The 21,220-nt window shown below is 72.5% G+C and carries 21 protein-coding genes and 1 pseudogene; 17 read left to right on the top strand and 5 right to left on the bottom strand.

Annotated features, from left to right (window positions below; translation table 11 throughout):
• Nucleotides 1-60: 60 nt before the first annotated feature.
• Nucleotides 61-735 (top strand): trimeric intracellular cation channel family protein, encoded by a 675-nt coding sequence (locus ACIGAQ_RS35005; RefSeq protein ID WP_094056288.1) that lies wholly within the window; start codon nucleotides 61-63, stop codon nucleotides 733-735.
• On the opposite strand, the gene ACIGAQ_RS35010 is transcribed toward ACIGAQ_RS35005, so the two are convergent.
• On the bottom strand, nucleotides 626-1,861 hold the full coding sequence (locus ACIGAQ_RS35010; RefSeq protein WP_399790212.1) for an alpha/beta hydrolase: 1,236 nt from the start codon (nucleotides 1,859-1,861) through the stop codon (nucleotides 626-628). The genes ACIGAQ_RS35005 and ACIGAQ_RS35010 overlap by 110 nt on opposite strands.
• Nucleotides 1,862-2,004: 143 nt before the next feature.
• On the opposite strand from ACIGAQ_RS35010, the gene ACIGAQ_RS35015 reads away from it, so the two are divergent.
• Nucleotides 2,005-2,865: a thioesterase family protein gene (locus tag ACIGAQ_RS35015; protein ID WP_311685596.1), complete on the top strand. Its 861-nt coding sequence runs from the start codon at nucleotides 2,005-2,007 to the stop codon at nucleotides 2,863-2,865.
• Nucleotides 2,866-3,179: 314 nt separating this feature from the next.
• Here the strand turns inward: ACIGAQ_RS35015 and ACIGAQ_RS35020 are convergent, their stop codons facing one another.
• Nucleotides 3,180-3,818, bottom strand: coding sequence for a TetR family transcriptional regulator (locus ACIGAQ_RS35020; RefSeq protein WP_311685593.1), 639 nt, complete (start codon nucleotides 3,816-3,818; stop codon nucleotides 3,180-3,182).
• 116 nt (nucleotides 3,819-3,934) lie between these two features.
• Between ACIGAQ_RS35020 and ACIGAQ_RS35025 the strand changes: the two genes are divergently transcribed.
• The 4 genes from ACIGAQ_RS35025 to ACIGAQ_RS35040 all read left to right on the top strand — a co-directional run bounded on the left by ACIGAQ_RS35025 (nucleotide 3,935) and on the right by ACIGAQ_RS35040 (nucleotide 6,265).
• Nucleotides 3,935-4,099, top strand: coding sequence for a hypothetical protein (locus ACIGAQ_RS35025; RefSeq protein WP_094056284.1), 165 nt, complete (start codon nucleotides 3,935-3,937; stop codon nucleotides 4,097-4,099).
• A gap of 51 nt (nucleotides 4,100-4,150) precedes the next feature.
• A complete protein-coding gene (locus ACIGAQ_RS35030; protein WP_311685591.1) occupies nucleotides 4,151-4,417 on the top strand; it encodes a DUF4190 domain-containing protein in 267 nt (88 codons plus the stop codon).
• Between the two features lie 140 nt (nucleotides 4,418-4,557).
• Nucleotides 4,558-5,727 (top strand): cysteine desulfurase family protein, encoded by a 1,170-nt coding sequence (locus ACIGAQ_RS35035; RefSeq protein ID WP_311685589.1) that lies wholly within the window; start codon nucleotides 4,558-4,560, stop codon nucleotides 5,725-5,727.
• 163 nt (nucleotides 5,728-5,890) lie between these two features.
• Entirely contained in the window at nucleotides 5,891-6,265 is a 375-nt protein-coding gene (locus ACIGAQ_RS35040; RefSeq protein ID WP_311685587.1) for a DUF1304 domain-containing protein, read from the top strand.
• Nucleotides 6,266-6,284: 19 nt separating this feature from the next.
• Here ACIGAQ_RS35040 and ACIGAQ_RS35045 read toward each other — a convergent pair whose 3' ends face one another.
• Nucleotides 6,285-6,950 carry a peptidoglycan recognition family protein gene (locus tag ACIGAQ_RS35045; protein WP_311685585.1) on the bottom strand — a complete coding sequence of 222 codons (666 nt, stop codon included), beginning with the start codon at nucleotides 6,948-6,950 and terminating at the stop codon, nucleotides 6,285-6,287.
• 60 nt (nucleotides 6,951-7,010) lie between these two features.
• On the opposite strand from ACIGAQ_RS35045, the gene mnmA reads away from it, so the two are divergent.
• Complete coding sequence (gene mnmA / locus ACIGAQ_RS35050; RefSeq protein WP_362284134.1) at nucleotides 7,011-8,141, top strand: tRNA 2-thiouridine(34) synthase MnmA; 1,131 nt, start codon at nucleotides 7,011-7,013, stop codon at nucleotides 8,139-8,141.
• Between the two features lie 60 nt (nucleotides 8,142-8,201).
• Here the strand turns inward: mnmA and ACIGAQ_RS35055 are convergent, their stop codons facing one another.
• Together ACIGAQ_RS35055 and ACIGAQ_RS35060 are read right to left on the bottom strand one after the other, a co-directional pair.
• Nucleotides 8,202-8,984 carry an alpha/beta fold hydrolase gene (locus ACIGAQ_RS35055; RefSeq protein ID WP_311685581.1) on the bottom strand — a complete coding sequence of 261 codons (783 nt, stop codon included), beginning with the start codon at nucleotides 8,982-8,984 and terminating at the stop codon, nucleotides 8,202-8,204.
• A 61-nt stretch (nucleotides 8,985-9,045) separates the two neighbouring features.
• A complete protein-coding gene (locus ACIGAQ_RS35060) occupies nucleotides 9,046-9,369 on the bottom strand; it encodes a DUF427 domain-containing protein (RefSeq protein ID WP_399790220.1) in 324 nt (107 codons plus the stop codon).
• Nucleotides 9,370-9,449: 80 nt separating this feature from the next.
• Between ACIGAQ_RS35060 and ACIGAQ_RS35065 the strand changes: the two are divergent.
• From ACIGAQ_RS35065 to gatB, 10 genes and pseudogenes are all read left to right on the top strand, one after another.
• Nucleotides 9,450-10,252, top strand: a pseudogene (locus tag ACIGAQ_RS35065) (class I SAM-dependent methyltransferase).
• A complete protein-coding gene (locus tag ACIGAQ_RS35070) occupies nucleotides 10,249-10,788 on the top strand; it encodes a TIGR00730 family Rossman fold protein (protein ID WP_311685574.1) in 540 nt (179 codons plus the stop codon). The pseudogene ACIGAQ_RS35065 and the gene ACIGAQ_RS35070 overlap by 4 nt, the downstream one beginning before the upstream one ends.
• An 18-nt stretch (nucleotides 10,789-10,806) precedes the next feature.
• Complete coding sequence (locus ACIGAQ_RS35075) at nucleotides 10,807-11,505, top strand: SDR family oxidoreductase (RefSeq protein WP_311685572.1); 699 nt, start codon at nucleotides 10,807-10,809, stop codon at nucleotides 11,503-11,505.
• A gap of 29 nt (nucleotides 11,506-11,534) precedes the next feature.
• Entirely contained in the window at nucleotides 11,535-12,542 is a 1,008-nt protein-coding gene (locus tag ACIGAQ_RS35080) for a methionine synthase (RefSeq protein WP_311685570.1), read from the top strand.
• 15 nt (nucleotides 12,543-12,557) lie between these two features.
• Nucleotides 12,558-14,753 carry an NAD-dependent DNA ligase LigA gene (gene ligA / locus ACIGAQ_RS35085; RefSeq protein WP_399790224.1) on the top strand — a complete coding sequence of 732 codons (2,196 nt, stop codon included), beginning with the start codon at nucleotides 12,558-12,560 and terminating at the stop codon, nucleotides 14,751-14,753.
• A gap of 257 nt (nucleotides 14,754-15,010) precedes the next feature.
• Entirely contained in the window at nucleotides 15,011-17,323 is a 2,313-nt protein-coding gene (locus tag ACIGAQ_RS35090; RefSeq protein ID WP_399790226.1) for a putative bifunctional diguanylate cyclase/phosphodiesterase, read from the top strand.
• A 332-nt stretch (nucleotides 17,324-17,655) separates the two neighbouring features.
• Nucleotides 17,656-17,952, top strand: coding sequence for an Asp-tRNA(Asn)/Glu-tRNA(Gln) amidotransferase subunit GatC (gene gatC / locus ACIGAQ_RS35095; protein ID WP_031117542.1), 297 nt, complete (start codon nucleotides 17,656-17,658; stop codon nucleotides 17,950-17,952).
• Nucleotides 17,953-17,958: 6 nt separating this feature from the next.
• Complete coding sequence (gene gatA, locus ACIGAQ_RS35100; RefSeq protein ID WP_311685561.1) at nucleotides 17,959-19,452, top strand: Asp-tRNA(Asn)/Glu-tRNA(Gln) amidotransferase subunit GatA; 1,494 nt, start codon at nucleotides 17,959-17,961, stop codon at nucleotides 19,450-19,452.
• Nucleotides 19,449-19,688, top strand: coding sequence for a hypothetical protein (locus tag ACIGAQ_RS35105; protein ID WP_019329755.1), 240 nt, complete (start codon nucleotides 19,449-19,451; stop codon nucleotides 19,686-19,688). The genes gatA and ACIGAQ_RS35105 overlap by 4 nt, the downstream gene beginning before the upstream one ends.
• A 15-nt stretch (nucleotides 19,689-19,703) precedes the next feature.
• Complete coding sequence (gene gatB / locus ACIGAQ_RS35110) at nucleotides 19,704-21,218, top strand: Asp-tRNA(Asn)/Glu-tRNA(Gln) amidotransferase subunit GatB (RefSeq protein ID WP_399790230.1); 1,515 nt, start codon at nucleotides 19,704-19,706, stop codon at nucleotides 21,216-21,218.
• Nucleotides 21,219-21,220 lie beyond the last annotated feature (2 nt).

Consider the following 21,220-nt stretch of genomic DNA (forward strand, 5'->3'; position numbering starts at 1 on the left):
ACCCGAGCCCCCGCCCTCGCACATCAGGGCGGGGGCTCACCCGTGGGGGAAAATGCCCGTGTGCTCCAGCAACTCTTCAGTCCGTCCGTCCAGCACACGCTCGACCTGATCGGCATCTTCGTCTTCGCGATCTCCGGCGCCCTGCTGGCCGTGCGCAAGAACTTCGACGTCTTCGGCATGGCCGTCCTCGCCGAGGTCACCGCGCTGGGCGGCGGGCTCTTCCGCGATTTGGTCATCGGGGCCGTACCGCCCGCCGCGTTCACGGACCTGGGGTACTTCCTCACCCCGCTGCTCGCCACCCTCCTCGTCTTCTTCCTGCATCCGCAGGTCGAACGCATCCAGGTCGCCGTGAACGTCTTCGACGCGGCGGGCCTCGGCCTGTTCTGCGTCGCCGGCACGATCAAGGCGTACGAGTACGGGCTCGGCCTGACCGCCTCGGCCGGCCTGGGGCTGACCACCGCGGTCGGTGGCGGCGTGCTGCGCGACGTCCTGGCCAACGAGGTGCCCTCGCTGCTGCGCTGGGACCGCGACCTCTACGCGGTCCCGGCGATCGTCGGCTCCGCCCTGGTCGCCCTGTGCATCCGCTACGACGCCCTGAACCCGTTCACCAGCGCCCTCGCGGTGATCACGGCCTTCGTGCTGCGCCTGCTCGCCATGCGGTTCCACTGGCGAGCTCCGCGGGCCTGGCACCGGCGGTCGACGGTGAGCGAGGAGGAGCAGCCCGTCCTGCCGTGACGGGACGCGCGCCCGTCTGTTGCGTCAGCCAGGCGAAGGCGGGCACGACCTGCGGCCGCCACAGTGCCATGGTGTGCCCGCCGGCGCTCTTCGGGACGTACACGACGTGCACGGTCGTCGGGGCCTTCGCGATCCGCTCCAGCGCCCTGCCCGCCTCGTACCCGTCGCGCGGCTGGCCGGAGAGGTAGAGCGCGATCCGCGGCGGGGCGGGCGCCCGGGCCAGCAGCAGACACGGGTTGTTCGCGTCGCGCAGCGCGGGGGTCCGCGCGGCGAGCGAGTCGCGCTCGCCGATCGGGTCGTTGTAGCCCGACAGGCTCACGGCGGCCCGGTAGCGGTCGGGGTGGGCGACGGCGAGCTTGGCCGCGCAGTGCGCCCCGGCCGAGTAGCCGGCGACGGACCAGCCCCCGGGGGCGGGCCGGGCGCGGAAGTTGTCCATGACCATCTTCGGGACGTCGACGCTGAGCCAGCTGTCGGCGTTGACCGTGCCCGGGATGTTGGCGCACCCGGTGTCCACCCCGGCCAGCAGGTTGGTGCGGGGCGCGACCAGGATGAACGGGGCGATACGGCCGTCGCGCATCAGCGGCTCCAGCTGTTCGTGTGCGTGCAGTGAGCCGAACCAGGCCTTCGCCGAGCCGGGGTAGCCGGGCAGCAGCTCCACGACCGGGAACCGGTGGTGCCGGTAGGCGGGGTCGTCGTACTGGGGCGGGAGCCAGACGTAGACCTCGGCGTTCACGCCGGACACCCGGCCCTTGAGCTGGGTGACCCGGACCCCGCCGGCCGCGCGCATCCCGGGCCCGGCGGCGGGTTCGAAGGTCTGCCGCACCGGGGGCAGCCGCTTCAGGGCGATACCACCGGTGCCGTCGGCGCCCAGGTCCGCCGCCTGCTCCACGTGGTCGCCGGTGCCGAGCAGGTCGGCCCAGTCGTCGTAGAGACCGTTGGCGTTGTTGACCAGCGTGAAGACCAGCGCCACGGCGGTTCCCTGCGCGAACAGCAGCATCAGCGTCCGGGCAGCGGTCCGCAGGAGGCGGGGGCCGCGGATCCGCGTCCAGAGGGCCAGCGGCAGCGCGAGGGCCACGACGGAGAGCACGACCAGCGTGCAGAGGAACGGGGTCCCGGTGAGGCTCATGCCCCTACAGAGGGCGGAACCGGCCGCGGGGTTTACGGACGAGTCGGGCACTTACCAAGAAGTTGCCCACGTCTCACTCGGGTCCGCCCGCCGAGGTGAGAGCAAAGCTACCGCTTAGTAGTCACTTCTTGTACTGTTCAGCCATGCCAGAAGCAGCCTCCGCCCCGGCCGTCCGGGCCACGATCGGCGACAGCGAGTTCGACCGCGACACCGCGCTCACCCGCCGCGCTCCCGGCGTCTACGACATCGACCTCTCCGCCGGCTGGACGATCATCAGCGCCGTCAACGGCGGCTACCTGCTGGCCGTCCTCGGCCGGGCGCTCGCGGACGCCCTGCCGCACGGCGACCCCTTCACCATCTCGGCGCACTACCTGACCGCGTCGCAGCCCGGCCCGGCGGTCGTCCGCACGGACGTCGTCCGCACCGGCCGCACCCTGTCGACCGGCCAGGCCTCGCTCCTCCAGTTCGACGACGAGGGCCGCGAGGTCGAACGCATCCGGGTGCTCGCCTCCTACGGCGACCTCGACACCCTGCCCGACGACGTCCGCACGACGGCCCGGCCGCCCGAGATCCCGCCGATCGAGCACTGCTTCGGCCCGGAGGACGGGCCCGCCCCCGTCGACGGCAGCTCGGCCATCACCGACCGGCTGATGCTCAAGCTGGACCCGTCGACCCTGGGCTGGGCGCTCGGGCAGCCGTCCGGCAAGGGTGAGATGCGGGCCTGGTTCGGGCTCAAGGACGGCCGGGACCCCGACCCGCTCTCCCTCCTGCTCGCGGTGGACGCCCTGCCGCCCACCGCCTTCGAACTCGGCCTGAAGGGCTGGGTGCCGACCGTCGAGCTGACCGTGCACGTGCGCAGCCGTCCGGCGCCGGGCCCGCTGCGCGTGTCGATCACCACGCGCAACCTCGCCGGCGGCTTCCTGGAGGAGGACGCGGAGGTGTGGGACAGCGCGGACCGGCTGGTGGCACAGTCCCGGCAGCTGGCCCGGGTCCGCCTGGCCTGAACCGCGGGCCGTGTTCGTGCGGCCGGAAACCGACGGGGCGGCACGCGCGAACGGGCGTGCCGCCCCCGGTCGTTGTACGGGGCGTGCACCCGGTCGTTGCGCGGGGCGTGCACCCGGTCGTTGTGCGGGGCGTGCCACTCGGTCGTTGTGCGGGGCGTGCCACTCGGTCGTTGTGCGGGGTGTGCCGCCCTTCGTCGTGCGGGGGTGTGCCGCGCCCGGTCGTTGTGCCGGGGGTGCCGCTTCCGGCCGTTGCGCGGGGCGTCCTCTCCGGGGGTCGTCGCGCGGGGCGTGACCCCGGGGTTGTGCGGTGCGGCTCAATCCAGCCAATGGTGGCGGCCGAGGCCGATCAGGCGCATCTGCCGGGTCGCCACCCGGGCGACCTCCCGCTCGCGCTCCTCGCGAGCCTCCTCGGGGCCCTCCAGCGCCTCCAGGAAGAGCGACGCCGTGATCAGCATCTGGTCGACATAGAGGTGGGCCAGCATCAGCAGGTCGTCCTCGCTCCAGCCCTCGGACACCGGGTCCTTGGCCAGCTCGTCCTTCACCTCCCCGGCGAACCGGGACAGTTGGTCCCGTATGGCCTCCCGCACCGGCTGGACTCCGCCATGTCGCTCCCGGGCGATGAATCGGACATGCGCGGGGTACCCGTCGACGTGACGGGCGATCAACTCGATGGCGCGCGCGATGCGTTCCTCCTGGTCACCCGTCCCGGACACCGTCGTCCGGATCATCGGGTGCAGGCTGCCCAGCGCCTCCTCGACCAGGGCCACGCCCAGATCCGCCGTGGAGCGGAAGTGGCGGTAGAAGGCGGTCGGGGCGACCCCGACGGCGCGGGTGACCTCGCGCAGCCCGAGGCTGCTCAGGCTCTGCTCCTCCAGCAGCCCGAGGGCCGCGTCCAGGAGTGCCTGCCGGGTCTTCTGCTTCTGGGCCTGCCGGATGCCGAGGGTGTGACTCATACCATGCAGTTAACAACTGTTCTCTGGAATTGGAAAGTCATGAGAGGCGCTAGGCTGGGAAGTCAGTGAACAACTGTAACTACAAACGTTCACCGAAATCCTGGGGGTTGTTTCCCGTGCTGTTCATCGTCGCCGCACTCCTGCTGCTGGGGGTCGTGCTGGGCACCGTCGCCCACGCGCCGCTCGGCTTCTCCCTGGCCGCCGCCGCCGTCATCGCGGTCTGGCTCGGCGTCTTCGCGCTGCGCGAGCGCAACCGCCGGCGCCACACGCAGGCCCACTGACCGGGCCCACCGACCACCGCACGTCCGACCCGACCACGGGAGTCGATCAGCATGCAGCTCACCGCCCCGGCCTCGCGCCGCACCGGCATCCGCGACACCGACGGCATGGCCGTCGCGTCCTTCGTCCTCGGCCTGCTCGGCCTGCTCGTGCTCAACATCTTCCTCGGCCCCGTCGCCATCGTGCTGGCGAGCGTCGCCCTGTGGCGCGGCACCGAGCGCCGCGGCCGCGCCCTGCTCGGTCTGGGTCTGGGCGTCGCCGACCTGCTGGTCCTGGCCGCCTTCATGGCGTCCGACAGCACGATCTCCTGGAGCTTCTGAGCCGTCGCCGGCCGACCACGCGCCGGCGAGCCGCGGCCGGGCCCGGGGACGACGGGCCGCCGCCGCGCCGGAAAGCGGTTCACCTTCGGCCAACCTCCGTCTGAGGTCCGCGCAGGGGGAGCCGTAGAATCGGGCTCACCATGGCTTACCTCGACCACGCCGCGACCACCCCGATGCTCCCGGAGGCGGTTGAGGCGTTCACCGCCCAGCTGGGTGCCACCGGTAACGCGTCCTCCCTCCACGCATCCGGCCGGCAGGCCCGCCGCACCGTCGAGGAGGCCCGCGAGACCCTCGCCGAGGCCCTCGGCGCGCGCCCCAGCGAGGTCGTCTTCACCTCGGGCGGCACGGAGGCCGACAACCTCGCCGTCAAGGGCCTCTACTGGTCACGCCGCGACGCCGACCCGGCCCGCACCCGCGTCCTCGCCAGCCCCGTCGAGCACCACGCGGTCCTCGACGCCGTGCACTGGCTCGGCGAACACGAGGGCGCCACCATCGAGTACCTGCCGGTCGACGCCCACGGGCGCGTCCACCCGGACACCCTGCGCGAGGCCATCGCCCGCAACCCCGACGACGTGGCCCTCGCCACCGTCATGTGGGCGAACAACGAGATCGGCACGATCCTGCCGATCCGTGAACTGGCCGACGCCGCCGCCGAGTTCGGAGTCCCGCTGCACTCGGACGCCGTCCAGGCCTTCGGTCAGATCCCCGTGGACTTCGGTGCCTCCGGCCTCGCCGCGATGACCGTCTCCGGCCACAAGATCGGCGGCCCCTACGGCATCGGCGCGCTGATCCTCGGGCGCGAGCACACTCCCGTGCCCGTTCTGCACGGCGGCGGGCAGGAGCGGCACGTGCGCTCCGGCACTCTGGACGTGCCCGCCATCGCCTCCTTCGCCGTCGCCGGGCGGCTGGCCGCCGAGCAGCGCGCGTGGTTCGCCCGCGAGATCGGTGCCCTGCGCGACGCCCTCATCGCCGCGGTCCGCTCGGCCGTGCCGGACGCGATCCTCGGCGGCGACCCCGACCCCGAGGGGCGCCTTCCGGCCAACGCGCACTTCACCTTCCCCGGCTGCGAGGGCGACTCCCTGCTGCTCCTGCTCGACGCCCAGGGCATCGAGTGCTCCACCGGCTCCGCCTGCACCGCCGGCGTCGCCCAGCCCAGCCATGTCCTCCTCGCCACCGGCACCGATCCCGACCTGGCCCGCGGCACCCTGCGCTTCTCCCTCGGCCACACCTCCACCGAGGCCGACATCGAGGCCCTGGCCAAGGCCATCGGCCCGGCGGTGGAACGGGCCCGGGCGGCGGGACTGACCTAGGCCCGGGACGGAGACCGCCGCAGCCTCCGGCGTGCGAGGTGACGAAGCCTCCGCTGTGCGAGGTGCGACACGGAGGCCGACGCGGCGCTCGGCGTGCGTGAGGGGCGCGCGGGCTTCGGCGCGTGCTCTTGCCGGGGCACGGCGCCGGGCGGACACTCCGGACGTGAACGTCGTCACGCAGGTCTTCGCCCTGTTCGCCGCTTTGATCCACCTCGTGGTGGGCGTCCTGGAGCGCTTCTTCTACCACCGCCCGGCCGTCCGGCAGTTCCTCACCACGTCCACGGCGGACGCCCCCGAGGTGACGCTGTGGCGGTCCGGGGTCGCCGTCTACAACATCCTGCTCGGACTCGGGCTCGTCGCCGGGGTCGTGCTCCTGCACACCGGGGACGAGAGCGCCGGCCGCGCCCTGGTCCTCTACCTCTGCGGCTTCCTCGTGGTGTCCGCCGCCGTCTTCGCCGTGTCGTTCCCGCGGCTGTGGCGCGGGGCGCTCGGCCAGGGGCTCGCACCGGCCGTCGCCCTCGTCGCCGCCCTCTTCTGACGCGGCCCGGCCGGGCCGGTCAGGCGGGCGCCGTGCGCGCCCGGCGCACCAGCCGCATGTACTTGTCCCAGTCCCAGTGCGGTCCCGGGTCCGTGTGGTCCGTGCCCGGCACCTCCACGTGGCCGATGATGTGCTCCCGGTCGACCGGGATGTCGTACCGCGCGCATATCCGGGCGGTGAGCCGCGCCGAGGCCTCGTACATCTCGTCCGTGAGGTCCTGCGGGCGGTCCACGAAACCCTCGTGCTCGATGCCGACACTGCGTTCGTTGTAGTCGCGGTTGCCCGCGTGGTACGCCACGTCCAGCTCGCGGATCATCTGCGTCACGTGCCCGTCCTGGCGGACGATGTAGTGCGTGGCCGCCTTGTGCCCCGGGTCCTGGAACGCCTTCACCGCGCTGTCGAAGCTGCCCTGCGTGACATGCACGATCACCATGTCTATGCCGAAGTCGTCGGGCCGGTCCGCGCGCCGCCAGTTCGCGTCCGAGGCCGCCACCCAGCGCGCGCCCGCGAAGTCGACCTCGCCCTCCTTGCGCGGCTTCTCCACGCCCGGCGTGCGCCACCACAGCCGCGCCAGCTCGTCCCGGGCCAGCACGGCCGTGCCCGCCGCGGCCGCCGCGCCGCCGATCAGCAGCGCGCGGCGCCCGACCCTCCGGTCGCCGTCCTTCGGAGCCTTCCGCTGTCCCATGTGATCGTCAACGGATACTCGCGGGTCCTGGTTCCCACGCCCCCTTACCCTGGAGGGGTTATGACTGACACCCCGCAGCGCCCCCGCCCCCTCCGCGTCCTCGCCGCCATGTCCGGCGGCGTCGACTCCGCCGTCGCCGCCGCCCGCGCGGCCGAGGCGGGCCACGACGTGACCGGCGTCCACCTCGCGCTCTCCGCCAACCCCCAATCCTTCCGCACCGGCGCGCGGGGCTGCTGCACCATCGAGGACTCGCGCGACGCCCGCCGCGCCGCCGACGTCATCGGCATCCCGTTCTACGTGTGGGACCTCGCCGACCGTTTCCGCGAGGACGTCGTCGAGGACTTCGTCGCCGAGTACGAGGCCGGCCGCACCCCCAACCCGTGCCTGCGCTGCAACGAGAAGATCAAGTTCGCCGCCCTCCTCGACAAGGCGCTCGCCCTCGGCTTCGACGCGGTCTGCACCGGCCACTACGCCAAGGTCATCGTCCGCGAGGACGGCACCCGCGAGCTGCACCGCGCCTCCGACATGGCCAAGGACCAGTCGTACGTCCTCGGCGTGCTCGACGACCGGCAGCTCGCCCACGCGCTGTTCCCGCTCGGCGACACCGTCACCACCAAGGACGAGATCCGTGCCGAGGCCGAGCGCCGGGGCCTGGCCGTCGCCAAGAAGCCCGACTCGCACGACATCTGCTTCATCGCCGACGGCGACACCCAGGGCTTCCTGGCGCAGCGGCTGGGCAGGGCCGAGGGCGACATCGTCGACGAGGCCGGCAACAAGCTGGGCACCCACGAGGGCGCGTACGGCTTCACGATCGGCCAGCGCAAGGGACTGCGCATCGGCACGCCCGCCGCCGACGGCAAGCCCCGCTACGTCCTCGACATCTCCCCGGTGAACAACACGGTGACCGTCGGCCCGGCCGACGCCCTCGACGTCACCGGGCTGCGGGCGATCAAGCCGCGCTGGTGCGGCGCCGCCCCCACCGGCCCCGGCACCTACACGGCCCAGCTGCGCGCCCACGGCGGCGAGACCGAGGTGACCGCCGAGGTCGTCGACGGCTCCCTGGAGGTCACCTTCACCGAGCCGGTCCGCGGCGTCGCCCCCGGCCAGGCGATCGTGCTCTACGACGGCACGCGCGTGGTGGGCTCGGCGACGATCGCGTCGACCGTGCGGGCGACGGCGGGCGTCGCCTGACCCGGCCCCGCCCCCGCCCGAAAGCGGCTCCACGCGCGCGTGGAGCCGTACACGGGCCGCTCAGCCCCGGCTGAAGAACTCCGTCAGCACCGGCGCCAGGACGTTCGGCTCCACCATGTGCGTCTGCCCCTGGAGCGTGCGGTACGCCCCGTCGGGCACGGAGTCCGCGATGGCCCGGGCCGCCTCCCGCAGCCAGGCCGGACTCGCGTCGCCCGCCACCGCCAGTGTGGGGACGCCCACCGAGGCCAGCCGCTCCCGGGGGACCCGGCCGTCACCCATGACGGCGTCGTCGTAGGCGAGGCTCGGCGCGAGGGTCTCCATGCCCGCCCACATGGGGGACTGGCGGGCGCTCCGGATCACGCTCTCGGCCAGGCCCGTCAGTCGCAGGAACAGTTCGACCGCGTCCCCGCGCCGTCCTTCGCCGAGCGCCTCCGTCAGCCCCCGGGTGTACTCCGCACGCTCCCTGGCGCCCTCCTCGGACATCGCGAACGGCGTCTCGTACACCGCCACCCGCCGTACCGGCAGCCCGCTGGCCGCCGCCTCCAGGGCGAGCGCGCCACCCGAGGAGATGCCGTACAGCAGCGCCTCGCCGCCCACCGCCTCGATCACCGCCGCCAGGTCCTCGACCTCGCGCTCCACCGCGTAGGGGGCCGTGTCCCCGCTGGCGCCGCGGCCCCTGCGGTCGTACACGACGGCCTGGAAGCGCTCCGACAGCGACACCGCCAGCGGCGCCAGCGTGCCGCCCGTCGACATCGCGCCGCTCACCAGGACGACCGTGGGGCCCCGGCCGGTGCTCTCGTAGGCGATGCGCGTGCCGTCACGCGAAAGGGTCTTCTTGTCCATGCCTGTTGAGACTGCCGCACCGCGCGGTGTTCCTGGGTGAGGCGGGCCGTGCGTCAGCCGATCACGTCACTTCCACGTCGTAGAAGCACAGGTGGTCCTTGATCCCGGCGACGTCCGGCTTGGGGTCCGGATACGCCCAGACGAGGTCCGCCGCCCCCGGCAGCGACCAGTAGGACGCGGTGCCCTTGAAGGGGCAGTACGTCCGCGTGCCCGACGGGGTCAGCAGGTCCAGGCGCACGTCCTCCGGCGGGATGTAGTACCGGTCGGGACAGCCCGTCTCCCGCAGCAGCAGCGGCCGGTCGCTCTCCGCGAGAACCTGCCCGTCGCGCACCACGCGCACGTGCCGTCCGCTCTGCTCGACGGTGATGCGGTGCCCTGTTGTCACGATCGCCCTCCTCGGGTAGCCGACGTCTCCGGTACAGCGCAGGCTGAAGCGGAGTTCTTCCCTCGCCGCAGGAGGCCCTGATGCGCGCCACTCGACCGGCCAGGAACCGCACCAGCCTGGCCCACCAGATCCGGTACGCCCTGCGCCATCCGGAGCGGGTGCCGGCGCACGCCCGGCGGGTGGCGCGCGACGCCCTGCTGCGGCTGCGCTACCGCGACCACATCGCGTACTACCGGGCCGTGATGGCCTCGGACGCGGCGCGCAGCGCGGAGGCGGCGGTGGGGCACAACCCTCGCGCGAGGCGTGGACGCGCATCGGGCGCATGCAGTTCGACTACCTCGTGGGGCACGGCCTGCGGCCGCACCACCGCATGCTCGACATCGGCTGCGGCAACCTGCGCGCCGGCCGGCTGTTCATCGACTACCTCGACACCGGCCACTACTACGGCATCGACATCTCGCCGCACATCCTGCTCGCGGCGCAGGACACCCTGGTCGCCGACAAGCTCCAGCCCAAGCTGCCCCACCTCACCCTCGCCGACGACCTGACCTTCGCCTTCCTGCCCGAGGCGCACTTCGACGTGGTGCACGCGCACAGCGTCTTCTCGCACTCGCCGCTGCCCGTCATCGAGGAGTGCTTCGCGCACGTCGGGCGGATCCTCGCGCCCGGCGGGTTCTTCGACTTCACGTTCGACCGCACCGAGGGCGAGGAGCACCAGGTGCTGCACGAGGACTTCTACTACCGGACGCGGACGCTGACCGACCTCGCCGCGCGGCACGGCCTGGCCGCCCGGTTCATGGACGACTGGGAGCGGCTGCCGCACCGCCAGTCCAAGATGCGCCTCACCGCGGCCCCCGACCGGGCCCGTACGGTGGGTTCATGAACATCTGTGTCTTCCTCTCCGCCGCCGACCTCGACGAGCGCTACACCCGGCCCGCGCGGGAGTTCGCCGAGCTGCTCGGCAAGGGCGGTCACACCCTCGTGTGGGGCGGCTCCGACGTCGGCCTGATGAAGGTCGTCGCCGACGGCGTGCAGGAGGCGGGCGGCCGGCTGACCGGCGTCTCCGTGCGGTTCCTCGCGTCCAAGGTCCGCCCGGGCGTCGACGAGATGGTCATCGCCGAGGACCTCGCCGAGCGCAAGAAGCTCCTCCTGGAGAAGGCCGACGCCGTGGTCATCATGGTCGGCGGCACGGGCACGCTCGACGAGGCGACCGAGATCCTGGAACTGAAGAAGCACGGCCACACCGACAAGCCGGTGGTCCTGCTCAACACCGCGGGCTTCTACGACGGCCTGAAGGAGCAGTTCCGCCGCATGGAGGACGAGGGCTTCCTGCCCCGCCCGCTGGCCGAGCTGGTCTTCTTCGCGGAGGAGCCGGTCGGGGCACTGGCCTACCTGGAGGAGAGCCGGGGCATCGCGTGACCCGGACCTGATGCGAGCATGGCGGTCATGGCTACTCATGTGATCACCGGGGCCGGATCCGGCATCGGCGCGGCCGTGGCCCGCCGGCTGCACGCGCGCGGGGACGACCTCGTGCTGCACGCGCGCGACGCGGGCCGCGCCAAGGAGCTGGCGGCCGGGTTCCCGGGCGCCAGGACCCTGGTCGGCGACCTCGCGGACCCCGACAAGCTCTCCTGGGCCTTCTCCCACCAGTCGCTGCCCGACCGGGTGGACTCGCTGCTGCACATCGCCGGGGTCGTCGACCTCGGCCCGGTCGGCGAGCTCACCCCGAAGGCCTGGCGCCACCAGCTCAACGTCAACCTCGTCGCCCCCGCCGAGTTGACCCGCCACTTCCTGCCCCAGCTGCGCGCCGCCCGCGGCCACGTGCTCTTCGTCAACTCCGGCGCCGGACTCAACGCCCACGCAGACTGGTCCGCCTACGCCGCCTCCAAGCACGGCCTGAAGGCCCTCGCCGACTCCCTGCGCCACGAGGAGCACGGCAACGGCGTGCGGGTCACCTCGGTCTATCCCGGCCGCACGGCCAGCCCCATGCAGGCCAAGGTCCACCAGCAGGAGGGCAAGGAGTACGACGCCTCGAAGTGGATCGACCCCGAGTCGGTGGCCACGACGATCCTGATGGCCCTGGACCTGCCGCGCGACGCGGAGGTCAACGACCTGACGGTGCGACCGGGGAACTGACCCCCGGGGCGGTTCCGTAGGCTTCTCGGGTGAGCGAAAACAGCCAGTTCAGGTTCGGTCCGGCCACCGGCGTCGGCTCCCTGCCCGGGGGCGACGCCCGGGAGGCCGCCAAGACCGCCACCGGGTCCTTCGAGGACTTCCCCTTCCTGCCCGAACTGCCCGCCCGGGGCCCGGGCGCCGACATGATCGGCCGGACCGCCGGGATGCTCGTCGAGCTGTACGCGCGCGTGGAGCCCAGCGGCTGGCGGCTCGGCGACCGGCCGGGGCGGGACACCAAGCGGGCCCGCTCCTGGCTCGGCGAGGACCTCGACGCCCTGGAGGAGTTCACGCAGGAGTACCAGGGGCCGCTGAAGGTCCAGGCCGTCGGCCCCTGGACCCTCGCCGCCAATCTCGAGCTGCGCAACGGCGAGGCGGCCCTGTCCGACCCCGGCGCCTGCCGGGACCTGGCCGCCTCCCTCGCTGAGGGAGTGCGCGAGCACCTCGCCGAGGTGCGGCGGCGCGTCCCGGGCGCGCAGCTCGTGCTCCAGCTCGACGAACCGTCCCTCACCGCCGTGCTGCGCGGCCGGGTGAAGACCGCCAGCGGCTACCGCACGCACCGGGCCGTCGACCGGCAGGTGGTCGAGCAGACCCTGCGCGACCTGGCCGGGATCCACACCGGCGGCCCGGTCGTCGTCCACTCCTGCGCCCCGGAGGTCCCGTTCGCCCTGCTCCGTCGGGCGGGCGCCGCGGCCGTCTCGTTCGACTTCTCCCTGCTCACCGAGCGTGACGACGAGGCGATCGGGGAGGCCGTGGAGGCCGGCACCCGGCTCTTCGCCGGTGTCGTCCCGTCCGCGGAGGGCCCATTGTCAGACCCTGCCGGTAGCGTCATGGGTGTCAGGACGCTGTGGCGCAGGCTGGGGCTGTCTCCGGGGCTTCTCGCGGAGGCGGTCACGCTCACCCCGGCGTGCGGACTCGCGGGGGTCTCCCCGGGGTACGCGCGCCAGGCTCTCGCCCACTGTGTCAGGGCGGCGAGATCCCTCGCGGACAACCCAGAGTAACGGGAGGACGACACGGTGGCCGGCGACAAGCAAGCGGAGACGACGACGGTGCCCGCCGAGGCACGGGAGAAGCACGCGCGCCTCGCGGAGCAGATCGAGGAGCACCGCTTCCGCTACTACGTGAAGGACGCTCCCGTCGTCAGCGACGCGGAGTTCGACCAGCTGCTGCGGTCCCTGGAGGCGCTGGAGGAGGAGCACCCGGAGCTGCGCACGCCGGACTCGCCGACCCAGAAGGTCGCCGGGTCCTACGAGACGGAGTTCACGGCGGTCGCCCACCGCGAGCGCATGCTCTCGCTGGACAACACGTTCAACGACGACGAGATGGCCGCCTGGACGGAGCGCATCGCCCGCGAACTGGGCGAGCAGGACTACCACTTCCTGTGCGAGCTGAAAGTCGACGGCCTGGCCGTGAACCTCACCTACGAGCACGGCCGCCTCACCCGCGCGGCGACCCGCGGCGACGGCCGCACCGGCGAGGACATCACGCCGAACGTACGGACCATCGCGGAGATCCCCGACCGCCTCAAGGGCGACGAGGTCCCCGACCTCGTGGAGATCCGCGGCGAGGTCTACTTCCCCATGGAGAAGTTCCAGGAGCTCAACGCCCGGCTGGTCGAGGCCGGCGACAAGCCCTTCGCCAACCCGCGCAACGCGGCCGCCGGTTCGCTGCGCCAGAAGGACCCCCGCGTCACCGCCACCCGCCCCCTGCACATGGTGGTCCACGGCATCGGCGCCCTGGAGGGCTTCACCGGCCTGACCCGCCTCTCCCAGGCCTACGACCTGCTCAAGACCTGGGGCCTGCCCACCTCCCGGCACAACAAGGTGGTCGACGGCCTCGACGGCGTACGGGAGTTCATCGCCCACTACGGCGAGAACCGCCACTCCGTGGAGCACGAGATCGACGGCGTCGTCGTCAAGCTCGACGAGATCCCCCTCCAGGGCCGCCTCGGCTCCACCTCGCGCGCCCCGCGCTGGGCCATCGCGTACAAGTACGCCCCGGAGGAGGTCAACACCAAGCTGGTCAACATCCGCGTGGGCGTGGGCCGCACCGGCCGGGTCACCCCCTACGCCCAGGTCGAGCCGGTCACCGTCGCCGGCTCCGAGGTCGAGTTCGCCACGCTGCACAACCAGGACGTGGTCAAGGCCAAGGGCGTCCTCATCGGCGACACGGTCGTGCTGCGCAAGGCCGGCGACGTCATCCCGGAGATCCTCGGCCCCGTCGCCGACCTGCGTGACGGCAGCGAGCGCGAGTTCGTGATGCCGAGCGAGTGCCCCGAGTGCGGCACCCCGCTGCGGCCCATGAAGGAGGGCGACGTCGACCTGCGCTGCCCCAACGCCCGCACGTGCCCGGCCCAGTTGCGCGAGCGCCTGTTCTACCTCGCCGGCCGCAAGGCGCTGGACATCGAGCACTTCGGCTACGTCGCCGCGGCCGCCCTCACGGCACCGCTGGAGCCCGAGACCCCGCCGCTGGCGGACGAGGGCGACCTGTTCGACCTCACCGTCGAACAGCTGCTGCCCATCAAGGCCTATGTCCTCGACCAGGACAGCGGCCTGCCCAAGCGCGACCCGAAGACCGGCGAGGAGAAGGTCGCGACGGTGTTCGCGAACCAGCAGGGCGAGCCCCGCAAGAACGCCCTCGCCATGCTGGAGAACATCGCCGCCGCCAAGGAACGCCCCCTGGCCCGCATCCTCACCAGCCTGTCGATCCGTCACGTCGGGCCGGTCGCGGCCGAGGCCCTGGCCCGGGAGTTCCGCTCGATCGAGCGCATCGACCAGGCCACGGAGGAGGAGCTGGCGAACACCGAGGGTGTCGGGCCCACCATCGCCGCCTCCCTCAAGCAGTGGTTCGCCGAGGACTGGCACCGCGACATCATCCGTAAGTGGAAGGCCGCGGGCGTCCGCATGGAGGCGGAGAGCACCGGCGAGGACGAGGGACCGCGCCCCCTCGAAGGCCTCACGGTCGTCGTCACCGGCACGCTCGAACACTTCACGCGGGACGGCGCCAAGGAGGCACTGCAGAGCCGCGGTGCGAAGGTGACCGGCTCCGTTTCGAAGAAGACGTCCTTCGTCGTCGTGGGCGACAGCCCCGGATCGAAGTACGACAAGGCCATGCAGCTGAAGGTTCCGGTTCTGAACGAGGAAGGTTTCAGGGTCCTGCTCGAACAAGGGCCGGAAGCAGCGGCCGAAGTCGCCCTTTCGTCCGAGGAGTAGCGGTTGAAGGCCACCCGTTCGGCGCATACCAGATGCATACGGGTGGCCGGGGCGCATTCGGGCAACCGTCGGCGACCGCTGCCCGTGGAAGCCTTCTGCGGCCTACTGTTGAGATGTGCGCCTGCCGTGCCCAGCTGCGGTCGGGGCATCTTCGTGCTCGCGCGGAGTGCGGGGAAGGGTTTTCCAACGCGGGCCGTTGAGTTTGTCGGGCACCGGGCCGCGGGGCGTGGGCACCGCCGGCTGTGAGAGGGACGGGAATGGAACCGACCGAGAGCGCCGTGCCGGGCTCACCGCTGCGCCGGATGGCGGTCGCATGGCGCGCAGTGCGTGGGGCCGGACGGCCGGCGGGGCGACCGGGCGCGGAGGTGCGCGCCGTCGGACAGTACACCGCGGACGGCCGCGCCGCGGACCCACGCGCCGCCGCCGGGCGCGCCGCAGCCGACGGCCGCGGCGCCGCCCAGCCGGGCACCGAGCACCCCGCGGCACTGACCAACACCGGCCCGGACGCGGACGGCGACCGGCACCCGTCCTGGCCCGCGCTGCCCGCGGCGATCGTCGCGGCCGCCGGGTTCGTCCTGGGCGCCGGCTTCTACCGCGCCTTCACCGGCGGTCACGCCCTCTTCCCGTCGGGCACGACCGGCTGGGCGCTGGCCCTGCTGACCGGCGTCATCGTCGGACACCTCGTCATGCTCGGCCGCTCCCGCTGGTGGGGCGGCACCGGTTCGGGCGCCGCCCTCACCCTCGCCGTGCTGCTGCTCTACGGCTGGCTCCCGGCCGGCATGGTCAGCCTCACGGTGGTCGTGCTGGTCGGCATAGCCCGCCGCAACCGCTGGCGCCAGGGTGTGCTGCACGGGGCCGTCGACCTCCTCGGCATCGGGGCCGGCGCCCTGGTGCTGGCCGCCTTCGGCACGGTGCCGTCCGTCGAGTCCCCCACGGACCCGGGCGCCTGGACGCTGACCACGGCACCCGAGGTGGCCCTGGTCGCCGTCGCCTACCTCGCCGTCACCCGCGTCCTGCTCTGGTACCTGCACGCCCCCCGCCCCGGCGTGCCCACCGTCGCCCGCACCGCCCTCGTCAGACAGGGCCTGGTCGCGGTCGCGCTGCTGGGCATCGCGCCGCTGGTGTGCGTGGTGACCGTGGCCAAGCCGATCCTGCTGCCGCTGTTCTCCATCCCCCTCATCGCCCTGGACTCCACGCTGTGGATAGCCCGGGCCCGGGCGGAGGAGCAGCTGCGCGACCCGCTCACCGGGCTGCCCAACCGGCAGTGGCTGCTGGAGCGCATCTGGACCGCGCTGGACGACGCCGAGCGGATCGACGCCCGAGCCGCCCTGATGCTGATCGACCTCGACCGGTTCCGGTCGGTCAACGACACCCTCGGTCACCTGGCCGGGGACCGGCTGCTGCTGCAGATCGCCGACCGGCTGCGGGTGGCGCTGCCGCGTGGGGCGGAGGCCGCGCGGCTCGGCGGGGACGAGTTCGCCGTCTTACTGCCGGTCGCCGACTCCACGACGTCCGCGACCCGCGTCGCCCGCCAGCTGGTCGCCGCGCTCAGCTCCCCCCTCGATCTCGACGGCCTCACGCTGGTCCTGGAGGCCAGCGCCGGAGTGGCCGTCTTCCCCGACCACGCACTCGACGCCGAAGGCCTGCTGCGCAGGGCCGACGTGGCGATGTACCAGGCCAAGCGGGACCGCACGGGCGTCGAGGTGTACGAGTCCAAGCGCGACTCGAACACCCCGGACCGGCTCGGCCTGCTCGGTGATCTGCGCCGCGCGCTCGACGCGCACGAGGTGCACCTGCACTACCAGCCCAAGGTCCGCTTCGACGGACAGGTCGCGGGCCTGGAGGCCCTGGTCCGCTGGGTGCACCCGGAGCGCGGCAAGGTGCCGCCGGACGAGTTCATAGCGATCGCCGAGTCCTCGGGCCTGATGCCCCACCTCACCGAGTACGTCCTGGAGACCGCGCTCGGCCAGGTCGCCCGCTGGCGCGCCCAGGGCCTGTTCGTGCCGGTCGCGGTGAACGTCTCCCCGCGTGACGTGCACACCCCCGGCTTCGCCGGCTCGGTCGCCGCCCGGCTGGCCCGGCACGGCGTGCCCGCGGGAGCGCTCCAACTGGAGATCACCGAGCACGTCCTGCTGGAGGACCCGCAGCGCGCCGCCGACACCCTCAACGGGCTGACCGGGCACGGCGTGAAGATGTCCCTGGACGACTTCGGCACGGGCTACTCCTCCCTCGTGCACCTGCGCCGGCTCCCCGTCAGCGAGCTCAAGATCGACCGCTCGTTCGTGGCGCGGCTCGCGCTCGACCACGAGGACGCCGAGATCGTGCGCTGCACGGTCGACCTCGCGCACTCCCTCGGCCTGCTCGTCGTCGCCGAAGGCGTCGAGGACGACGAAACCTGGGAACGCCTGCGCGACCTGGGCTGCGACGCCGTACAGGGCTGGCTGGTCGCCGCCGCGATGCCGCCCGACGAGACCACGGCCTGGCTCCGCGCCCGGGGCTCCCGGGGCTGGCAGCGCCCCCGCGCGGCGCTCCCGGCGGCCGCGGCGGACGACTCGGGCCGCGTGGTGTAGCCCGGCCCGTGGGCGCGGCGGACGACTCCGCCCGCAGCGGACGACTCCGCCCGCAGCGGACGACTCCGTGCGTGGCGGACGACTCCGTGCGTGGCGGACGACTCCGTGCGTGGCGGACGACTCCGTGCGTGGCGGACGACTGGGCCCGCGTGGGCCGGCCCGCGGGCGCGGCGGACCCTTCCGGCCGGGTGGCCTGGCGCCGCCCGCGGCCGGGCGCGAGACGCGGTCGGCGGGCCCTCCCGGGCGAGGGAGGGCAAACCGTTTCACGGGCACGGCCCCCCGCCCCATAGGATTGGGCCACACCACATTCACTCACCCCAGAGGATCGCTGCATGCCTGGCATCACGCGCGAGGAGGTCGCCCACCTCGCCCGGCTGGCGCGTCTGGAGCTGAAGCCCGAAGAGCTCGACCACTTCGCGGGACAGCTGGACGACATCATCGGCGCGGTCGCCCGCGTCAGCGAGGTCGCCGACCAAGACGTACCGCCGACCTCGCACCCGCTCCCGCTGACCAACGTCATGCGCCCGGACGAGGTCCGTCCCTCGCTCACCCCCGAGCAGGCGCTCTCCGGCGCCCCGGCCCAGGAGCAGCAGCGTTTCAAGGTGCCGCAGATCCTGGGGGAGGACTAACAAGCCATGACGGACATCATCAAGCTCACGGCCGCCGAGACCGCCGCGAAGATCGCCTCCGGCGAGCTCACGGCCGTCGAGGTCACCGAGGCCCACCTCGCCCGCATCGAGGCCGTCGACGAGAAGGTGCACGCCTTCCTGCACGTCGACCGCGAGGGCGCCCTCGCCCAGGCCCGTGCCGTGGACGAGAAGCGCCGGCGGGGCGAGAAGCTCGGCCCCCTGGCCGGCGTCCCCCTCGCGCTGAAGGACATCTTCACCACCGAGGGCATCCCGACCACCGTCGGCTCCAAGATCCTCGAAGGCTGGATCCCGCCGTACGACGCGACGCTCACCAAGCGGCTGAAGGCCGCCGACGTCGTCATCCTCGGCAAGACCAACATGGACGAGTTCGCCATGGGGTCCTCCACCGAGAACAGCGCCTACGGCCCCACCGGCAACCCCTGGGACCTGACCAAGATCCCCGGCGGCTCCGGCGGCGGCTCCTCCGCCGCGCTGGCCGCGTACATGGCGCCCCTGGCCATCGGCACCGACACGGGCGGCTCGATCCGCCAGCCCGCGGCCGTCACCGGCACGGTCGGCGTGAAGCCGACGTACGGCGCGGTCTCCCGCTACGGCATGGTCGCCTTCTCGTCCTCGCTGGACCAGGGCGGCCCCTGCGCCCGCACGGTCCTCGACGCGGCCCTGCTGCACGAGGTCATCGCCGGGCACGACCCGATGGACTCCACCTCCATCGACGAGCCGGTCCCGCCGGTCGTCGAGGCCGCCCGCAACGGCAGCGTCGAGGGCATGCGCGTCGGCGTCGTCAAGCAGTTCCGCGGCGAGGGCTACCAGGCCGGCGTCATCCAGCGCTTCGACGAGTCGGTCGAACTGCTCAAGGAGCTCGGCGCCGAGATCGTCGAGCTGGACTGCCCCTCCTTCGACCTGGCGCTGTCGGCGTACTACCTGATCGCGCCCTCCGAGTGCTCCTCCAACCTCGCCCGCTTCGACGGCCTGCGCTACGGCCTGCGGACCGGCGACGACGGCACGCACTCCGCCGAGGAGGTCACCTCCCTCACCCGTGAGGCGGGCTTCGGCCCCGAGGTCAAGCGCCGCATCATGCTCGGCACGTACGCGCTCAGCTCCGGCTACTACGACGCGTACTACGGCAGCGCCCAGAAGGTCCGCACGCTCATCAAGCAGGACTTCGACAAGGCGTTCGAGCAGGTCGACGTGATCGTCTCCCCGACGACCCCGACCACCGCCTTCGCGATCGGCGAGCGCGCCGACGACCCGATGGCGATGTACCTCGCCGACCTGTGCACCATCCCGACCAACCTGGCGGGCAACGCGGCCATGTCGCTGCCGTGCGGCCTCGCCCCGGAGGACAACCTCCCGGTCGGTCTGCAGATCATCGCCCCCGTCATGAAGGACGACCGCCTGTACAAGGTGGGCGCCGCCGTCGAGGCCGCCTTCGTGGAAAAGTGGGGCCACCCGCTGATCGAGGAGGCTCCGTCGCTGTGAGCGCACTGTCCAAGGCCAAGGGCTTCAAGAAGTCCAAGTCCGGTCTGTACGTCTCGATGGCCACGTCGGCGTTCGGCGCCGTCGGTGTCTACAAGCAGATCAAGAAGGCCCGCGGAGACAACGACACGCTGCGGCTGCTCGACGCCGTCGTGACCGGAGCGGCGGTCGTCACCAACCTGGCCATTCTCTACCGCGAGCTGAAGCGGCTGGGCGACGACGACGTCCTGCTGGGCTGAGAGGGAACCTTCACCGTGACCACCACGACCGACCTGGTGTCGTACGAGGACGCCCTCGCGTCCTACGACCCCGTCATGGGCCTTGAGGTCCATGTCGAACTCGGCACCAAGACCAAGATGTTCTGCGGCTGCTCGACCGCCCTCGGCCAGGACGCCAACACGCAGACCTGCCCGGTCTGCCTCGGCCTGCCCGGCGCGCTCCCGGTCGTCAACGCGACCGGCGTCGAGTCCGCCATCAAGATCGGCCTCGCGCTGAACTGCGAGATCGCCGAGTGGTGCCGCTTCGCCCGGAAGAACTACTTCTATCCGGACATGCCGAAGAACTTCCAGACCTCCCAGTACGACGAGCCCATCGCCTTCGACGGCTACCTCGACGTGCAGCTGGAGGACGGCGAGACCTTCCGCGTGGAGATCGAGCGCGCCCACATGGAGGAGGACACCGGCAAGTCGACCCATGTCGGCGGTGCCACCGGCCGTATCCACGGCGCGTCCCACTCCCTGCTGGACTACAACCGCGCCGGCATCCCGCTCATCGAGATCGTCACCAAGCCGATCGAGGGCGCCGGCGAGCGGGCTCCCGAGGTCGCGCGGGCCTACGTCCGTGAGCTGCGCGAGGTCATCCGGGCGCTGGGTGTCTCCGAGGCTCGCATGGAGATGGGCCAGATGCGCTGCGACGTGAACCTGTCGCTGCGCCCGCACGGCACCGAGAAGTTCGGCACGCGCTCGGAGACGAAGAACGTCAACTCGCTGCGGTCCGTGGAGCGCGCGGCCCGCTTCGAGATCCAGCGGCACGCGGCCGTGCTGTCCTCCGGCGGCACGATCGTGCAGGAGACCCGGCACTTCCACGAGGACACCGGGTCGACGACCTCGGGCCGCGTGAAGGAGGAGGCCGAGGACTACCGGTACTTCCCGGAGCCCGACCTGGTGCCGGTCGCCCCGTCCCGCGAGTGGGTCGAGGAGATCCGGGCCTCCCTGCCCGAGCTGCCGCTGGTCCGCCGCAACCGGCTCCGCGAGGAGTGGGGCATCAGCGGCACCGACATGCAGGCGATCCTCAACGCCGGTGCGCTGGAGCCGATCGTCGCCACCATCGACGCCGGGGCCGACGCGGCGTCCGCCCGCAAGTGGTGGATGGGCGAGCTGGCCCGCAGCGCCAACGAGTCCGGCAAGGCGCTCGACGAGCTGGCGATCACGCCGCAGCAGGTGGCCCGGGTCACCGAGCTCGTCGCGAAGGGCGACCTGAACGACAAGCTGGCGCGCCAGGTCATCGAGGGCGTCCTCGCGGGCGAGGGCACCCCGGACGAGGTCGTCGACAAGCGCGGCCTGAAGGTCGTCTCCGACGAGGGTGCGCTGACGGCGGCCGTCGACGAGGCGATCGCCGGCAACCCGGGTGTCGCGGACAAGATCCGCGGCGGCAAGGTGGCCGCGGCCGGCGCCCTGGTCGGCGCGGTCATGAAGGCGACCCGGGGCCAGGCCGACGCGGCGCGCGTCAAGGAGCTGATCCTGCAGAAGCTGGGCGTCGGCGAGGGCTGAGC

This window comes from Streptomyces sp. NPDC085932 (genome assembly GCF_044540525.1).
GTDB lineage: Bacteria > Actinomycetota > Actinomycetes > Streptomycetales > Streptomycetaceae > Streptomyces > Streptomyces levis.

Coding starts and splice junctions, on each gene's coding strand:
- ACIGAQ_RS35010 (WP_399790212.1), bottom strand. CDS start 1,861: ATGAGCCTCACCGGGACCCCGTTCCTCTGCACGCTGGTCGTGCTCTCC.
- ACIGAQ_RS35015 (WP_311685596.1), top strand. CDS start 2,005: ATGCCAGAAGCAGCCTCCGCCCCGGCCGTCCGGGCCACGATCGGCGAC.
- ACIGAQ_RS35020 (WP_311685593.1), bottom strand. CDS start 3,818: ATGAGTCACACCCTCGGCATCCGGCAGGCCCAGAAGCAGAAGACCCGG.
- ACIGAQ_RS35030 (WP_311685591.1), top strand. CDS start 4,151: ATGCAGCTCACCGCCCCGGCCTCGCGCCGCACCGGCATCCGCGACACC.
- ACIGAQ_RS35035 (WP_311685589.1), top strand. CDS start 4,558: ATGGCTTACCTCGACCACGCCGCGACCACCCCGATGCTCCCGGAGGCG.
- ACIGAQ_RS35045 (WP_311685585.1), bottom strand. CDS start 6,950: ATGGGACAGCGGAAGGCTCCGAAGGACGGCGACCGGAGGGTCGGGCGC.
- mnmA (WP_362284134.1), top strand. CDS start 7,011: ATGACTGACACCCCGCAGCGCCCCCGCCCCCTCCGCGTCCTCGCCGCC.
- ACIGAQ_RS35055 (WP_311685581.1), bottom strand. CDS start 8,984: ATGGACAAGAAGACCCTTTCGCGTGACGGCACGCGCATCGCCTACGAG.
- ACIGAQ_RS35070 (WP_311685574.1), top strand. CDS start 10,249: ATGAACATCTGTGTCTTCCTCTCCGCCGCCGACCTCGACGAGCGCTAC.
- ACIGAQ_RS35075 (WP_311685572.1), top strand. CDS start 10,807: ATGGCGGTCATGGCTACTCATGTGATCACCGGGGCCGGATCCGGCATC.
- ACIGAQ_RS35090 (WP_399790226.1), top strand. CDS start 15,011: ATGGAACCGACCGAGAGCGCCGTGCCGGGCTCACCGCTGCGCCGGATG.
- gatC (WP_031117542.1), top strand. CDS start 17,656: ATGCCTGGCATCACGCGCGAGGAGGTCGCCCACCTCGCCCGGCTGGCG.
- gatA (WP_311685561.1), top strand. CDS start 17,959: ATGACGGACATCATCAAGCTCACGGCCGCCGAGACCGCCGCGAAGATC.